The organism is Echinicola salinicaeni, assembly GCF_014280965.1.
GTDB lineage: Bacteria > Bacteroidota > Bacteroidia > Cytophagales > Cyclobacteriaceae > Echinicola > Echinicola salinicaeni.
Genome location: NZ_JACODZ010000006.1, coordinates 122,217 through 137,752, shown reverse-complemented (window position 1 = coordinate 137,752; position 15,536 = coordinate 122,217). Strand labels below are relative to the sequence as shown.

The following is a 15,536-nucleotide window of genomic DNA, read 5'->3' as shown; positions in this document are numbered from 1 at the left end:
CAAATAGACATGAAAAAAATACAATATATAGCGAGTATGTTCCTTCTGATGTTAGGGACAGTTTCATGCGAGGATTTTATTGATAATCCCCCTGAGGATCAGATTGCTGTTAATGATTTCTTTAAGACCAGTAGTGATATTGAAAATTATGTAAAGAAATATTATGCACAATTTCCCAGTCATGGCAGTGCCAATCTTCCATTTTCGGAGAATAATTCCGACAATTTAATTGTAGCGACACCGAATGCGGTTCTAGACGGGGCAAGAGCAACAAGAAATGGCCAATGGACAGGTGAATGGTCTAATATTAGAAGTATCAATATCCTGTTTGATAATCTTGAGAATGTGGAGGATGACTTAAGTTCGTACCAACAGTTTTTGGGCGAAGCACACTTCTTTAGGGCTTGGTTTTATTATAATATGCTCCAGTCTTATGGGGACTTGCCGATCTATGATCATCAGTTATTTCCTGGAGATGAAGCATTAATGGACCCTCGAGCTCCTAGGACAGAAGTTGCAGATTTTATACTTTCGGATATAGATAATGCCATTCAATATTTGGATTTAAGGGAACAGGTAGGAAATTCCAGGCTTAATAAGGAAACAGCTTTAGCTTTTAAATCCCAAGTAGCTTTATTTGAAGGTACCTGGCAAAAGTATCATGCTGGCACTGACTTTGGTACATCTGGAGCTGACCCAAGTAAATACCTTCAACAAGCTGTAGATGCAGCAGAAGAGTTGATAAATGGTGATTACACAGTTGGAGTTTATAATACTGGTAGTCCAGAGAGCGATTATTATAGTTTGTTTGGTATGGACAATATGTCTGGTTTGGATGAAGTATTGTTCTATCGAATAGCTAGTACAGCTGATCAGTTAGGTCACGAATTGCAGTTTTATACGACCAGAAGAACTAGAAATATGGCTATTACTTGGTCCTTGGTAAACTCTTATTTAGGTAAAGATGGTCAGCCATATGATTATATGGGATTGGCGGTCAATACTAAAGGAAATGCGTTTTTGAACCAAATAGCAGAAGATTGTGATCCGAGATTGCATTCAACGGTTTGGGTTCCCGGTGATCTAAGAGTGGCTAGTGCGGGACAGTTATTTAGCAAGCCTTTCTTAGATGGTGGTTCAGAAGAATTATGTGCAACAGGATTTCAGGTGAAAAAATTCTCTAATCCATTTTCTTCAGCTGCTGGGGCAGATTTTGGAGGTTACAGTCAAACAGGCCGGATTTATTTCCGTTATGCTGAGGTGCTCCTCAATTATGCCGAAGCAAAATATGAATTAGATGGAACGGTAGCTTTTGAACAATTGAACCTTCTTCGTCAAAGAGTTGGCATGCCTGATTTTGAAGTAATTCCTCAGGCTGCTTATGGAGAAAGTCTTTTGGACTACGGCTATGAAATAGATGATGCACTTTACGCGATTCGAAATGAGCGGAGAGTGGAATTGGCTTTGGAAGGTCAGCGAATCGATGACTATAGGAGGTGGGCTGCCCATGCCTTGTTTGTAGGTAAAAGACCACTAGGTTATCCTTTTGAACAATCGGATTTCCCTGGTTTTGCAGTGAAAGTAAACGATGATGGGCTAGTAGATTATTTTCAAGATGCCATGCCGGATGGCTATGGCTTTAGGCCAGATCAGGATTATTTGCTTTCGATTCCAAGAGATGAATTGACGCTTAATCCTAATTTGGAGCAAAATCCTAATTGGAATTAAATTAATGAAAGGGAGGCGTACCGCCTCCCTTTTGAGTTAAATATACAATGTGGAAATGAGACAGGTACTTATTTTATTATTATTTGGCATTAATTTAAATGCTAAAGCTTTTCAGATAGAAGCTCAGCAGATGCCTAATATAATTCTGATCATGGCAGATGATTTAGGTTTCGAGACTTTGGGTGTAAATGGTAGTGAGAGTTACGATACACCCCATCTTGATCAATTGGCCGAGGAAGGAATGAATTTTACCCAATGTTATTCAACGCCCTTATGTACGCCAAGTAGGGTCCAGCTGATGACTGGGAAATATAATTTCAGAAATTATATTGGCTTTGGCTTGCTCGATCCAAAGGAAAAAACTTTTGGCCATTATCTAAAATCAGCGGGATATGATAATTTTGTTGCTGGAAAGTGGCAACTGTATGGTAATGAATATCAACAGAAATTGGCAGGCAATAAAGAAGGGTCTCTACCAAAAGATGCAGGATTTGATGATTATTGTTTATGGCAGGTACAGCAACTGGGTAGCCGTTATAAAGATCCTTTGTTAAGCAGCCCTTCTGGTGATAAATTATATGAAGGAAGATTTGGACCGGATATTTTTGTAGAAAATATTATTGATTTCATTGAAAAGGAAAGGGAGAGCCCCTTTTTCGTTTATTTTCCCATGGCCCTGACCCATGATCCATTTGTTCCTACTCCGGATAATGAAGCCTTCGCTGACTTTGATGCCCAGGGCAGAACCAATGATCCCAAGTATTTCGGGGAAATGGTGAGCTATATGGATAAGCTATTAGGAAAAATATTTGAAGGGGTCGAGTCAATGGGCATAGCTGAAAACACCCTGATCATTTTTATAGGGGATAACGGGACAGATCATGATGTGGTTTCTATTCAAAATGGCCAAAGCATACAGGGTGATAAGGGCCATACAACAGCAGCAGGAACCCATGTTCCTATGATAGCAAAGTGGAAAGGGAAAATTAAAGCGGGTACTGTGAATGATAATTTAATTGATTTTACGGATTTTGTTCCAACACTATTGGAGGTGGTTGGTCAATCTGATGATCAGGAAATATTTACTGATGGAATTAGCTTTTATCCACAATTATTAGGGAAAAGATCAGAGACAAGAGATTGGGTATTTTGCCATTATGCTCCTAATTGGGGTAAATTTGAAGATAGTCGTTTTGTTCATGATCGCTCCCTTAAATTGTATGAAAATGGAAGTATTTATAAGATCGACAAAGATCCGATGGAACTGAACGCTCTTGAATTAAATCAATTGAATAAAAAAGAGAAAAAGAAAGTTAAGAGATTTGAGATGGTGCTGGGTGAATTAAGTCCTTGATAAGTTAGTGTTTATTAGTTGAAAATTCCTAAAATAAGCTGTCTTTCAAGTAGCGAATATGCTAAGTCTTGAGAAGACTGAGAAAAATGGAAAAAAAAACTGTATGTATTGAGGTTTTGAGGGTTATATCTTTTTTATTTGTTTTCAAATAAATTATTTTTCCTCCTTTAAATAAAAAAATATGGTATTTGGGAGGAGAGTTTTATTGCTTTGATTTATGGAAAAACAAAAGAAAATATCCACAAAAAATAAGATAATTAATGCTGCTGTAAAGCTGTATAATGAGAATGGTGCACAAAATGTAACTAGTAGGCATATTGCAGCCGAGCTGGGTATCAGCCATGGGAATTTAGATTACCATTTCAATAATCGTGAGGCCTTGCTTTTGGCTATATATGATCATATGAGGGAGGAAATGGGCCCGTCCTATTCGGCAAAAGAGCAGGGGGGGAATGCATTTGAGCAATTTAAATTACTATTGCAGCATTTAGAAAAATTTCAACTGCACTATTCGTTTTTTAATTTGGACATTTTGGAAATCTCCAGGGCCAATCCAAAGGTGAGCAAAGTGCTTCAGGAGACCTTGGAGTTAAGGAAGCGGCAAATAAGGGATTTCTTTGGGCGATTTGTGGAAGAAGGATTGATGGAAGATAGGATGGACTCTACTTATTTGCGTCTACAACATACTATAAGAATAATTATTACTTTTTGGCTATCTCAGAAAGAGGTGCTATCACATTATACCTTTAATGAACCTGGGGAAATGTCAATTCATATTTGGGAACTGATGGAGCCCTATATGACCGATGAAGGTAAAAAAATATATGAGGGTTATATTAAAGGAAAAAAAGCCTAAATGATTGAATAAACAAGAGAGACTTCTTTATCAAAAGTCTCTCTTGTTTAGTTTGCTGTATTTTTTTCTTAATAACTCTAATTTTGGATGGATATATTGCCTACAAAATGGAGTGTTTTTTCTATTCAAATAATAATTGCAAAACTCGGTACTATTTCTTTTGAAGTTGTTAAATTCTAATACTCGGGTAATAATAGGTTCTTCAAAGTCATCCTGGAGTTGTTCAATAGAAGCTTTGGCTTGGTCTTTATGTTCCGGAAAAATATAATAAACAGCTGAACGGTATTTTTTCCTGTGGCTATGGTTTGAAGTGGATGAATGGGTGTGTAAGTGTATTTCAATTAAATCATGAAGTGAAATTTTTTGAGGATTATAATGAACTACGACAGCTTCGGAAAAGTCAGTAAAAGGTGAGGTACTTGATATCCAGCCTTGATCAACCTGATGTACTCCAATTAAGGATTGAAATACTGCTTCTGTACACCAGTGGCAACCTCCCCCAAAGCCAATTTTCAATAACATGATATGATTATTTTTCCGAATGTTTTTGGAATCATTCCAGCTTTTTTAGCGATACTGCATTTACACAATAACGCAGTCCGTTGGGTTCAGGGCCGTCAGGGAAAACATGTCCAAGATGAGCATCACAAGTATTACAGGTGATTTCCACTCTTACCATTCCGAAGCTTTCATCCTTATGGTAGGCCACGGCATTATTTTCCACTGGTTGGGTGAAGGACGGCCAACCTGATCCGCTTTCGAATTTTTCTTCTGCATCAAAAAGTAAGGTTTCACAGCAAATACACACGTATTTACCAGGGTCAAATTTACTACAAAGCTCGGAACTAAAAGCTCTTTCCGTTCCTTTTAAACGGGTAATTTTGAACTCCTCCTCTGTTAAGAGTTCTTTCCATTCTTGGTTTGATTTTTCTACCCTTTTATTCGGGCTTGGATTGCCCTGATTGGCATATTGGATTATATCGGACCATTTAAGCATAAGCAAAGTTAGAGTTTAAATAGCACATCTCTTTTATTATGTGTTCTAAATAAGTTCTTTTAATTCTTACGGAATATTCAAGGCTTGGATGTGTCCAAGGATAAAAAGTATTCATCCTTCTGGTTTTTGGTCAACATAAGTTTATAATAAATATCGATGACCAAAGGTAGTCGCTGAAACCAAGTTAGTTCTTCACCGGCTAACTGTTCCAGGTGTTTTTGCGCAAAGAGTGAAGGGTGTATATCGCCATAAGTATATTTAACTTCCACATAGGTCATAAAGCTAGGGTCCTTTTGCTTCACTTTAGCAAGGGCATACATGAAGAGTCCTTTTTTATTAAAAAGTAAAGTGGAGTCTCCAGGTGATGATGACTCAGTGGGTGTATTGGAGGTCGGTAAAAAATAGTTTTTATGCTTAGAGTTGGGGGCATTCATACTTAAATCCAAGGAATTTTCCGGATATTCAATTGGGATTAATTGATCTACAGGGTAAGCTGGATAGGAAGATTTTTCACAATTATAGATATAAATATCTTTTCTAAGGCCGCTTTCTTCCATCAGCTTAAGAATGGCTGGCGTGTTTGGAAGTTCTCTTATGCTTAATGAATTATTTTCCTTTACATCTTCCAAGAATAGAAAGGTCTTGTCTGAAACTTTAACGGGGTCTGGGTATTTTGTAAACAAAAAGTGTTCATAAGAAGCAACAAGTTGGTTCAGGGCAGCCATTTTCTGCTGTCCGATTTCTTCTGAGAACTGTTCTATTTCCTGATGTTCAGTTGTACAGCTAAAAGAATAAGTAAGTATGAGGATCAGTAAATAAAGATGTTTCATAAGCTTTGGACTATAGTTTGAATGCTAAACCTCTGAAAATCAGTATAAAGTTTTCTATAATATACGTATTTTTTGGGAGCTTATGTTTTAAAATCCAAGTAAATACAGTATATGATTTTCTTCTAATTGAAGTAAAAAGCTTTCTAAACTGTCTTAGAAATAAAAAAAGGAGACCTATTGGTCTCCTTTTTAAGTTTAATTCTAGTTTCACGATTATTTCGCCCACCATAATTTTGTTTCTTGAAGATCTGGCCCCTGGCTAGCAACTGCCGCCTGATAATTGTCGGGGTTAGAAGTCTGCAAGCCACTGCCATATCTGAGTCTTTGTGGATATCCACCAGCAGTGATATTACCTGGACCATAAATGTCGTAATCAGAAACACCCTCTGCTAAAGAGCTTGGATACCCAGTATCCCTAACAATCGCCCAGGCTTCATACCCATCAGTGTAGCTGGCTATCCATCTTTGAATGGCGATTTTTTCAAGGTTTTCCTCCTTGGTGCCATCAAGCATGGCCATAGATTCAGTGCTTAAGAAAGCATCAATGCTTCCATCATCTACCCCCCATACCCTCATTGCTTCCTTGATACCCATTTGGTACATGGATGTTGCATCACCAGTAGCCATTCCTTTTACAATAGCTTCTGCTTGCAAGAAGAATGATTCGGCTGACAGAATAATAGTTTCTGGAGTTGCCTCACCACCAGCATTTTTCTGGCTGATCACCAATTCACTTGGGCGAGCAAAGAAGCCAAATTGTGCCAAACTGGACATTTGACCAGAAAGTCTTACTGGCTGACCGATATAATTGGTTTCTTCAGGCATAGTTATAAGAATCTTATCTCCTTGATCATCCCAAGTGTATTCCGCGCCAGCTTCATCAAATATACTTTTGATAAAGGCAGTCCTTTTTGGAAACAAATCATAACCTTCTTGATCTTCGTCCGCTGCTGGTCTGTTTAAGGTAAACTCTCCACCCAAAGAAGGCTTCACATATTTATCCAAACGAGGGTCATTATTGTCTCTAAGGTAATTGACCAATTCACGACCTACAGTCCAGTCCGATCCACCTCCGAAGTTGTACCATACATCTCCGTAGGTAGAATAAGCCCATTGGGAAATTTCAAGATCTTTTTCAATCAAGGCACTTTCTCCTTCATCCAATAATGGCGCAGCAAGAGCTTCATTGATGGCTCCTTGAGCGAAGTCATCACCATCAGCTCCTAGTGCCCTCATGGCCATTTTTAGTTTTAGGGTATTGGCAAAGCGCTTCCACTTTTGAAGGTCACCTCCATAAATCAAATCATTGTCACCCAGGTTTTCCAAGGCATCGCCTGTAGTGGTATTATCACCAATAGTGGCCATGGCGGCATCCAGGTCTGCTATGATTCCTTTATAGATATCTTTCTGCGAATCAAATTTTGGTAGTGTAACTCCTTCTTTAAATAAGTCAGAGTATGGTATTTGACCAAAAGTGTCCGTAAATAATTGGTAGTAATGACTTTTTAGAATCATTACGACCGAATAAGTCAATTCATTTTCAAAAGCTCCACCAGGTTTGGTAAAGTCGATTAATTGTTTCAATGTAGAAAGTTGTCCGTTATAGTGGTCCCATGCGGCATCAGTATAGGCGCCATTATAAGAATAGCCCAATTCATCACTCCACCATGAAACACTATGTCCGAAAGTAAAATGGCCGGCATATCTATCCGTGTGGATCAAATTTGCCCTCCAATAGGCATATCTAGCTGGGATATATGGTCTGACCATTAATTCGGTCAAGAAATATTTGGCACTGGCATCTTCTTCTCCAATCAAATTTGGATTGGTATTGATATCTTCAAACTCGGAAGTACAGCTACCCAAAGTAGCAAGTGAAGCCAGTCCGATTAAAGTTTTATGGAATAATTTCATAATCTTCTTTTTTACTAATTAAAACTTCACATTAAGGTTAAATCCTAAAGATCTTGCAGTTGGCATACTATAATACAAGTAACCTTGACCAGCATTGCTAGTACCCAAAGTAGCTTCAGGATCAAATCCTCCTTCAAATCCTTTGTATAGGAAGAACAGGTTTCTTCCGATAAAGCTGATGGATGCTCCTTTTACAATGGAATTTCCAATTAGGGAGGATGGAAGATTATATGTCAGCGAAAGTTCTCTTAGTCTTACGTTGGTTTGGTCCATGATATAATTTTCACCGATGCCGCTCATAGCGCCCCAGTACTGTTGGGCTGTGATGGATTGGTCGTTTTGCGAGAAACTACCATCTTCATTTTCAATTAGTCCATCGAGCACTACACCATCTTCACGATATAGTAATGTCGCTTTTGAATTTCCTGCGCCGTCCATAGCAGCATTTGTACCAGCGTACATTTGGCCTCCGAACCTGCCGTCGATCAAGAACTTCAAGCTGAAATCTTTGTATCTAAATGAATTATTAAAACCTAATAAGTAATCAGGTTGGAAAGAGCCTAGTTTCACTCTTTGTCCATCGCTTTGTGGTCTTCCATCTGCAGTTAAAATCATTTTGCCGTTTTCATCTCTCAAGATTTCAGTCCCCCATATTTCACCATAACCACCACCTACGGTAGCTCTTGTGTCTATTGATCCTGAGTTGTTAACATTCCACTGACGACTTACTACATCAGGGATAAATTCAGACAATTCATTTCTATTATGTGAGAAGTTAGCATTGATGTCCCATGAGAAATCACTCTTTTGAATGGGGCTACCACCGATCATCATTTCAAAACCCTTATTGGCAATTTCACCTACATTGGTATGTACATTTGCGTATCCAAATGGATTTACCTCTTGGTTGTCTGTAGAAACTATATCAATCAAATCTGTAGATCTGATATCATAATAAGCCATATCCACATATAACCTGTTTTTGAAGAAACTTGCCTCTAGACCTATTTCAAAGGTATTGGTAAATTCAGGACTCAGATTGACATCGTACCAAGTGTTAGGAATGGTCAAAGTGGTTGTTCCTAAATAGCTATTGTTTTTATCTTTCAGGTTGTAACCGTTTTGCAATCTCCATGATGCAGCATCCTTACCTACGCTTGCCCAGCTACCTCTAAGCTTCAAGAAATCCATAACTCTTTGGTCAGGGTCGATGAATTCATTTAGCATCACGGCCAAGTTCACTGAAGGATAGAAGTAATTCCAACTGGTCGAAGGAAGGGTAGAGGTCCAATCACTTCTACCTGTGATGTCCAAGAATACCAATCCGGCATAGTTCAAAGAAGCTGATGCATAAAGTGAATTAGTCACTCTTTCAGAAGGAACACCGGCACTTGCAAAGATTTGGTCGGCACTACCAATGGTTGCCTTGGTAGGGATCCTTAGATTGTCTCCCCTTACGCTCATAGATTGACGAAGTTGATAGAGGTGGTTACCACCTATATTGGCATTGATCTCAAATTTTTCAGTGATTTTCTTATTGATCATTACCAAGAAATCTGCATTGGTTTCCTGAATACGGTTGTTGCCGAAATTCACCCTACCTTCTCGTACAAACCAGTGACCAGGCTGCGTGACGCCTTCAGAGCGGATGTCTGTAAGGTCAGTACCTACTCTCGCATGAGCTGAAATCCAATCAGCAAACTGGTATTTTACTTTGGTAAATCCGATGAACCTATTGCGGGTGTCTTCTGATTTATCGTGAAATAAAGACCAATATGGGTTGGAGCTGTTATCAGTTACATTTCTAACCAGTCCTGTTGCTTCATCCCTGTAGTCTCGGAAATCGTTTAAGACTGCATTTCTAGGAAAACTATATACACCTGCTAAGAGTCCTTCAGTACCTTGAGAAACCCTGTTTCTGGTGAATTGATTGGTATAGGTGGCTTTTGCGTCAAGAGATAATTTGCTAGATAAATTAGCTGTAGCTCTTAAGTTGAAGTTGTTACGCTTTAAGAAAGAATTCTCAACCATTGCTTCATTACGTGTATTGGTGTATGAGAACCTGGCCGTCACCTTATCATTTCCTCCTGTTAGACCGATTGTGTTAACGAAGTTTCCTCCAGTCCTGAAGAAGTCTTTCACATTATTGGGCTGGGCAGTATAAGGTTGGGTACTTCCGTCCCAATAAAGTTGATCACTTCCATCCAGCTTTCCACCCCAAGATCCACCATTGCTTCTTAATTCATCTATAGAGGCTGGTGTCCTGCCATTGGTTCCTTGACCATATTCGTTTTGGAACTCAGGCAATAACATTGGGTTTGAAAAAACAGTACTGCTAGAGAAATTAACTCCAATACCTTTTCCTTTTGTCCCTTTTTTAGTGGTGATCATGATCACACCATTGGCTGCTCTTGAACCATACAGTGCTGCTGCGTTAGGACCTTTTAGTACAGTCATGGATTCAATATCGTCAGGGTTGATATCTGATATGCCAGAACCTGCATTACCACTATTATAGATGCTGCCACCTTCATTAAGATTGGTGTTGTCCATAGGGATACCATCTACCACGTATAAGGGCTGGTTACTTTGTGTCAATGAGTTATTCCCTCTGATGATCACACGTACGCCTGCACCTGGGCCAGAACCTGATTCGGTGATGTTAACACCAGCGATACGACCCTTTAAGTTAGAAACTGCACTTGGGGAAGCTTTAACTGCGGTAATCTCTTCACCATCCACTTTTTGAACAGCATATCCCAATGATTTTTTGTCTTTTTCGATACCAAAAGCAGTAACTACTACTTCGTTAAGTTGTTCAATGTCTTGAGACAGAACTACATCTATTACTGTTTGAGTACCGATAGTAATTGTTTGTTCTTGAAATCCGAGGTAGGAAAACTTAAGGGCTTGTCCTTCCTCTGCATTTATATTGTATTTACCATCTAAGTCTGTGATGGTACCTTTGCTAGTTCCTACAATGGTTACACTTACACCCGGAATGGGCGTTCCATCCTCGTCACTAGTAACTGTTCCTGAAATAGCAACTGGAGCCACTGTTTTTGAACTTGGGCTATAATTTACACTGAACTCGTCAACCGTATTAGTATTGGCTGAGGCTGGAAGGGTAAAAACTCCAAACGCCGCCAATAACGATACTGGTCTTAGTAATCGTAAAATTTTGGTTTTCATAAAACTGATTTAGGGTATAAAATTTATTTAACGTTTAAATATCACCCTGCAGATAGTGAGGGTGAACCATTTTGCTTCAGCTAAAAATCCTTGCTTTTTTCGTGTGTGAAAAGGAGATTTTTAGGTATAAATTTTGGGTAATCTTATCTAGTGAAAATTTTATTTTAATAAAGTTTTATTTAATACACCTTAAAGGGGTTATAATTTCTATTAAATAAGCCTAGATAATTAAATTTATTTTAAAAGCAATATGGTATTTTTTTCGCTTTGCTTAAAAGATTTAGCGGGCTTTTTTGTAGGTTAAATGGCCTAAAATGATGATAAATAATTGAAAAGTATTTAATGGAATTGTTAATTATTAATGATCTTTTAATTAATCGGTAAGCTTGATAAGCCTTAGTTATCATTTAACCTGATTCATTAATAATTCCATTAACTAATTTTTTCTTGATTTTTTTTCGGAAAATCGAAAGGCTACTAGTCTATCCGAGAAATAAGACTGTCTTTAAAACCTATTTGACCTAAAGTGCAACTCCAAAAACTTGGCGATAAATAAAAGTGATTTTAGAACTAATGCGCCAATATATAGGATGGTTTATATCCGAACTTTTCAAAAAAACATTTGGTGAAGTAAGATGGACTGCTGTATCCAACTTCCATGGCGATCTGGGCTATATTCTCTGTTTTTTGCAATAAGAGTTTACGTGCTTTTTCCAAGCGGAGGTCTCTTAGGAAAATAATGGGGGATCTACCAGTAATTGAGGTGATTTTGCGGTATAGTTGTGGTCTGCTAATACCAATATATTTGCAGAGCGTTGAAATGGTGAAATTTTGATTCGATAAGTTTTGCTCTGATGTTAGACAGACTTTAGAAATAAAAGCTTCTTCAGCGGGTGATATAGTTTTTATAGATGATGGATCTGTGTTATTATAAGATGAAATTTGGTCTATGATGGAAGATGAGACCATCAACTGGTTATTATTGGCAATTCTGCTTAAACATTGGGCATACTGAATTGCTGGTCCCAAATAATTGCCTTTTTCTATTTGTTCTGTATGAAGTCCCATTTTGAAGCAAATGGGCTTGATGGCGTTTAAATTGTCTTGACCAAGGCGAGACTGTATTTCCAATGCCCCTGAAAATGCTTGGTCCGCATCCTTAAATTGGGCAAGAATATTCTCGGTTTTGTATCCATTTAAAACCTTGCACTCTTTTTTTGCAAATATTTCATTGATTATACGCCTTGCCCAAGATGTAGGTGGAATTGAATTATTTGGATGCGCTAAATCAAAAGATGGGACTGGCCATAGGTTAATTGAAAGTATGAAACGATTTTCGTAATCAGGAAGCTTCTTATTCTCTATTTGATCATCCTGTAAAAATGCTTGCACTCCCCACATATTTTTAAAGAACCCGGCCTCTACCTCATCAATAGAAAATGAAATTTGATGATGATGTAAGGGATTGGCTTTTTCACAGGTAGCTATATCCGGTCCTTCAATTAGACAATAGACACTGGCTGTTTCTTCATTTACCCAGAATTGATGGAATTTAACCCCATAGTATTTTAGCTTAGTCTCATCATGGATTAGACTATTTTTTACATCCTCCAACGTGATGTGTTCGAACTGATGGAAATCCATAAAAAGGGGCATAGCTAAAAGTATTTACTTAAATATAGCTCTAATTGCCATTAAAAAGTAGAACTAGAGTGATTATGGGTGTCTAAGAAGTTTTTTTGTCAGTTAATGTTCATATTCTGTGTATAAGCCTATTTAAAAAAACAGGTTGACCAAAGCCGATTGAGCTCTAAAAACAAAAAGGGACTTAAGTCCCTTTTTGTTTTTATTAATTGGTTTCTTTAGAAATCCCTGTAAGGAGCATCCAATAACTCATTTGCTTCTTCTTCAGCAAATCGACCGGTTGCTGCATCCCAATGCAATTTCTTGTTAGGGAATCTACCTGCAATTGTTCCTAGAAGAATAGTTTCTGTTAGCCTTGCGGCGTATGAGAATGGTGCGCTTGTTTCGTCTTTCCCCAAACAAGCATCTACAAATTGATGGTAGTGCTTGTCGCCTTCGCTATCATAGTCCCTAACCGGTTCGCCGATATGTTCAGTTCCTGTTAGGTCGAGCTCCTTATATTCTCCATCTACAATTAATTTTGGAAGCTGCATAAAGTGTGGTAATAATAATCTTCTGCCATCTTCCCCGATGAACATGGCTCCCTGTCCAGGAAGTTTGTCATCATTTGGTAATTTAAGATCTTTATGCTTGTCAGGCGCTCCAGGGCCATCATACCATACCCATTTTAGTTTTTTGGTGGTATACGGGGTCTGTGGAAATTCGTAAGTCACCTCATTTTTTTCTGGGAAACCAAATCCAGTTGGTTTTCTACACTTGTTTTTGATGGTCATTGGTACATCAAGTTCCAAGGCATTGTAAGGTGTATCAAAAATATGTACTCCCATATCACCTAAGGTGCCGCACCCGTAATCCAAAAGTTTTCTCCAATTTCCAGGATGGTATACCCCTTCCTTATATGGTCTTTCTGCAGAAGTTCCCAACCATAGGTTCCAGTCTAAATTTTCTGGAACTGGATCCTGACCTTCAGGTGCTGGTCCATCATAACCCCAGTTTTTTGGAGACCAAGCCCTAACTGTTTTTACTTTTCCGATAATTCCTGACTGAATCAAATGGGTAGCCAATTTATAATCATAAAAGGAATGCACCTGAATACCCATTTGGGTAATGATATTATGGTCTTCAGCATACTTTTTCATAGCCCTGGCCTCAGTAACATGGTGGGTCAATGGTTTCTGGCAGTATACTGGCTTGCCTTTTTCCATTGCCAGCATGGAAGCTGGTGCATGGGTATGGTCCGGTGTGGAAACTACAACAGCATCAATGCTGTCAACCATTTCCTTCATCATTTCTCTATAGTCCTTATAGATTTTTGCGTTTGGGTGCATGGCTTTGGCAGTATCCAATGCTTTTGAATCGACATCACAAAGCGCTACTACATCTACAGAAGAGTGGGAGGAAATAGACTTCAAATCTGCAATGCCCATGGCTCCTAAGCCAATATGGGCCGTTCTTAGTTTTTTACTTTTACCCAAGGCCCAAGCGGATCCAGGGAGCATGGATACAGCCGCTAATGCTGCTGTGTTTTTAAGAAATGCTCTTTTTTTCATGGAGTACTATGTTATTATGCTCAAGCCTATTTAGGATAAGTAAATAGACTTTTTACGTTATTAAGTTTAAGTTTATAAAAAAAATACACTATCTAAGCACTAATATATTAAAGTATTTGAAGTAATGCCAAAATGTTTCAAAACTTATTGAGTGTTGTGCGTTATGTGGATTTATAGTTTTGTAAACGGTAAATTCACGAAATCCAATTTTGAGGCTGTGGAAAACAGCAAGATTTATATGATTAGGTAACTAGTGTTATACAGCGATTTGGGTCGAGTATAAAAAAAAGAGGTTGGTTAAACCTCTTTCATTATTTCGCTTATATCCTCCCTTTTGTTTTGCAATGCCTTTAATAATAAGGCTTGGTTCTTGGCGCGGTGGAAATTATGTTCTGGATATTCTATCGGGTAATATATATTTCCATTTAAGTAATCAGTCAAAAAGCGTAAGCCCATAATACAGGCCATCATTTCCCCTCCAAAGGGCAATGAATTTTTCTCTTCTTCACTTAAATCATTTCCTAATGCCGCTACAAAGCCCTTGAGTAGGGAAGCATATTTGTCAAGATCAACATCTATTTTGTCCCAGTCCAAAGAAGCTTCTTCTTCCGTACAGCTGACTGTTCTCACCAAATCTCCAAAATCATAGAAAATATATCCAGGCATCACGGTGTCCAAATCAATGACGGCATTGATTTTAGCAAAACCCTTGTCATATATTACATTATTGATTTTAGTGTCATTGTGGGTCACCCTAAGGGGGAGTGTTTCCTCATAGTGCTTATATTTTCTTACTAATAGCACTTGACGTTGAAAAAAGGCTACTAATTCTTGAGCCTCTGCATGAAGCTCAATATTGGTTTCCTTTAAGGCATTTTCAAACTGGCGAAATCGTAGGGAAAGATTATGAAAGCCCTCAATGACTTCTTCAAGGTCATTTGTATTTATACCAATACATGCTTTTACAAAACCTCCAAACGCTTTGGCTGCCAAATAGGCCTGCTCAGAAGAAGATACTTTGTCAATACACTCTCCTGCAATAAATGGAAAAAGTCTGTAGGCAGATTGGTCTACTGAAGAAAAGAGCGCCCCTTTGGCCGTTTTCATGGGTAGTACTAAATTGAAATCAAGTATTTTACCCTCAAGATGCTTGTTGACGACCTTTAAGTTTTTGGCTATTCTATCAGGAAAGGGGAATACACTCGTATTGAAATTCTGAAGAATGAATTGTTTAGAATTACTGTCTATCAAATAGGTTTGATGGATATGTCCAGACCCATATCTTTTTATATTTGCTATTACTCCTTGTTGACCGTAATCAACTAAAATATCATCAAAGACACTTTCCATACAAGCTTTACTGAAATGTTAAAAATATATTTTTTGGCTTAGATGCCGATCGCTAATTATTGATAAATTTAATTCTGAAATCTAAATTCAAAAGAAATTGAAACATTTATATGATAAAAGC

The 15,536-nt window shown here is 38.1% G+C and carries 11 protein-coding genes; 3 read left to right on the top strand and 8 right to left on the bottom strand.

The annotated features are described in order from the left end of the window. Positions 1-9 precede the first annotated feature (9 nt). The 3 genes from H7U17_RS12705 (at position 10) to H7U17_RS12695 (ending at position 3,938) form a co-directional block, all read left to right on the top strand. Positions 10-1,728 (top strand): RagB/SusD family nutrient uptake outer membrane protein, encoded by a 1,719-nt coding sequence (locus tag H7U17_RS12705; RefSeq protein ID WP_186757114.1) that lies wholly within the window; start codon positions 10-12, stop codon positions 1,726-1,728. Positions 1,729-1,783: 55 nt separating this feature from the next. Next, a complete protein-coding gene (locus H7U17_RS12700; protein ID WP_186757113.1) occupies positions 1,784-3,082 on the top strand; it encodes a sulfatase-like hydrolase/transferase in 1,299 nt (432 codons plus the stop codon). Between the two features lie 217 nt (positions 3,083-3,299). Next, positions 3,300-3,938, top strand: coding sequence for a TetR/AcrR family transcriptional regulator (locus H7U17_RS12695; RefSeq protein ID WP_186757112.1), 639 nt, complete (start codon positions 3,300-3,302; stop codon positions 3,936-3,938). Between the two features lie 30 nt (positions 3,939-3,968). Here H7U17_RS12695 and H7U17_RS12690 read toward each other — a convergent pair whose 3' ends face one another. From H7U17_RS12690 to H7U17_RS12655, 8 genes are all read right to left on the bottom strand, one after another. Further along, entirely contained in the window at positions 3,969-4,460 is a 492-nt protein-coding gene (locus H7U17_RS12690) for a peptide-methionine (S)-S-oxide reductase (protein ID WP_186757111.1), read from the bottom strand. 31 nt (positions 4,461-4,491) lie between these two features. After that, positions 4,492-4,935, bottom strand: a complete 444-nt coding sequence (msrB, locus tag H7U17_RS12685; protein ID WP_186757110.1) for a peptide-methionine (R)-S-oxide reductase MsrB — start codon at positions 4,933-4,935, stop codon at positions 4,492-4,494. Positions 4,936-5,012: 77 nt separating this feature from the next. Continuing rightward, positions 5,013-5,765, bottom strand: a complete 753-nt coding sequence (locus tag H7U17_RS12680; RefSeq protein WP_186757109.1) for a hypothetical protein — start codon at positions 5,763-5,765, stop codon at positions 5,013-5,015. 213 nt (positions 5,766-5,978) lie between these two features. Next, positions 5,979-7,679 (bottom strand): SusD/RagB family nutrient-binding outer membrane lipoprotein, encoded by a 1,701-nt coding sequence (locus H7U17_RS12675; protein ID WP_186757108.1) that lies wholly within the window; start codon positions 7,677-7,679, stop codon positions 5,979-5,981. Between the two features lie 18 nt (positions 7,680-7,697). Then, the gene (locus H7U17_RS12670; RefSeq protein WP_186757107.1) at positions 7,698-10,871 is read right to left on the bottom strand and encodes a SusC/RagA family TonB-linked outer membrane protein; all 3,174 of its coding nucleotides are present in this window, start codon (positions 10,869-10,871) and stop codon (positions 7,698-7,700) included. Between the two features lie 570 nt (positions 10,872-11,441). After that, complete coding sequence (locus H7U17_RS12665; protein WP_186757106.1) at positions 11,442-12,527, bottom strand: nickel-binding protein; 1,086 nt, start codon at positions 12,525-12,527, stop codon at positions 11,442-11,444. Positions 12,528-12,733: 206 nt separating this feature from the next. Next, positions 12,734-14,065: a Gfo/Idh/MocA family protein gene (locus tag H7U17_RS12660; RefSeq protein WP_186757105.1), complete on the bottom strand. Its 1,332-nt coding sequence runs from the start codon at positions 14,063-14,065 to the stop codon at positions 12,734-12,736. 297 nt (positions 14,066-14,362) lie between these two features. Next, on the bottom strand, positions 14,363-15,415 hold the full coding sequence (locus H7U17_RS12655) for a phosphotransferase enzyme family protein (RefSeq protein WP_186757104.1): 1,053 nt from the start codon (positions 15,413-15,415) through the stop codon (positions 14,363-14,365). Positions 15,416-15,536 lie beyond the last annotated feature (121 nt).

Excerpts from the sequence above, each read along its gene's own strand:
- H7U17_RS12670 (WP_186757107.1), bottom strand. The coding sequence starts at position 10,871 with ATGAAAACCAAAATTTTACGATTACTAAGACCAGTATCGTTATTGGCG.
- H7U17_RS12675 (WP_186757108.1), bottom strand. The coding sequence starts at position 7,679 with ATGAAATTATTCCATAAAACTTTAATCGGACTGGCTTCACTTGCTACT.
- H7U17_RS12700 (WP_186757113.1), top strand. The coding sequence starts at position 1,784 with ATGAGACAGGTACTTATTTTATTATTATTTGGCATTAATTTAAATGCT.
- H7U17_RS12690 (WP_186757111.1), bottom strand. The coding sequence starts at position 4,460 with ATGTTATTGAAAATTGGCTTTGGGGGAGGTTGCCACTGGTGTACAGAA.
- H7U17_RS12705 (WP_186757114.1), top strand. The coding sequence starts at position 10 with ATGAAAAAAATACAATATATAGCGAGTATGTTCCTTCTGATGTTAGGG.
- H7U17_RS12680 (WP_186757109.1), bottom strand. The coding sequence starts at position 5,765 with ATGAAACATCTTTATTTACTGATCCTCATACTTACTTATTCTTTTAGC.
- H7U17_RS12655 (WP_186757104.1), bottom strand. The coding sequence starts at position 15,415 with ATGGAAAGTGTCTTTGATGATATTTTAGTTGATTACGGTCAACAAGGA.
- H7U17_RS12660 (WP_186757105.1), bottom strand. The coding sequence starts at position 14,065 with ATGAAAAAAAGAGCATTTCTTAAAAACACAGCAGCATTAGCGGCTGTA.
- H7U17_RS12695 (WP_186757112.1), top strand. The coding sequence starts at position 3,300 with ATGGAAAAACAAAAGAAAATATCCACAAAAAATAAGATAATTAATGCT.
- H7U17_RS12665 (WP_186757106.1), bottom strand. The coding sequence starts at position 12,527 with ATGCCCCTTTTTATGGATTTCCATCAGTTCGAACACATCACGTTGGAG.
- msrB (WP_186757110.1), bottom strand. The coding sequence starts at position 4,935 with ATGCTTAAATGGTCCGATATAATCCAATATGCCAATCAGGGCAATCCA.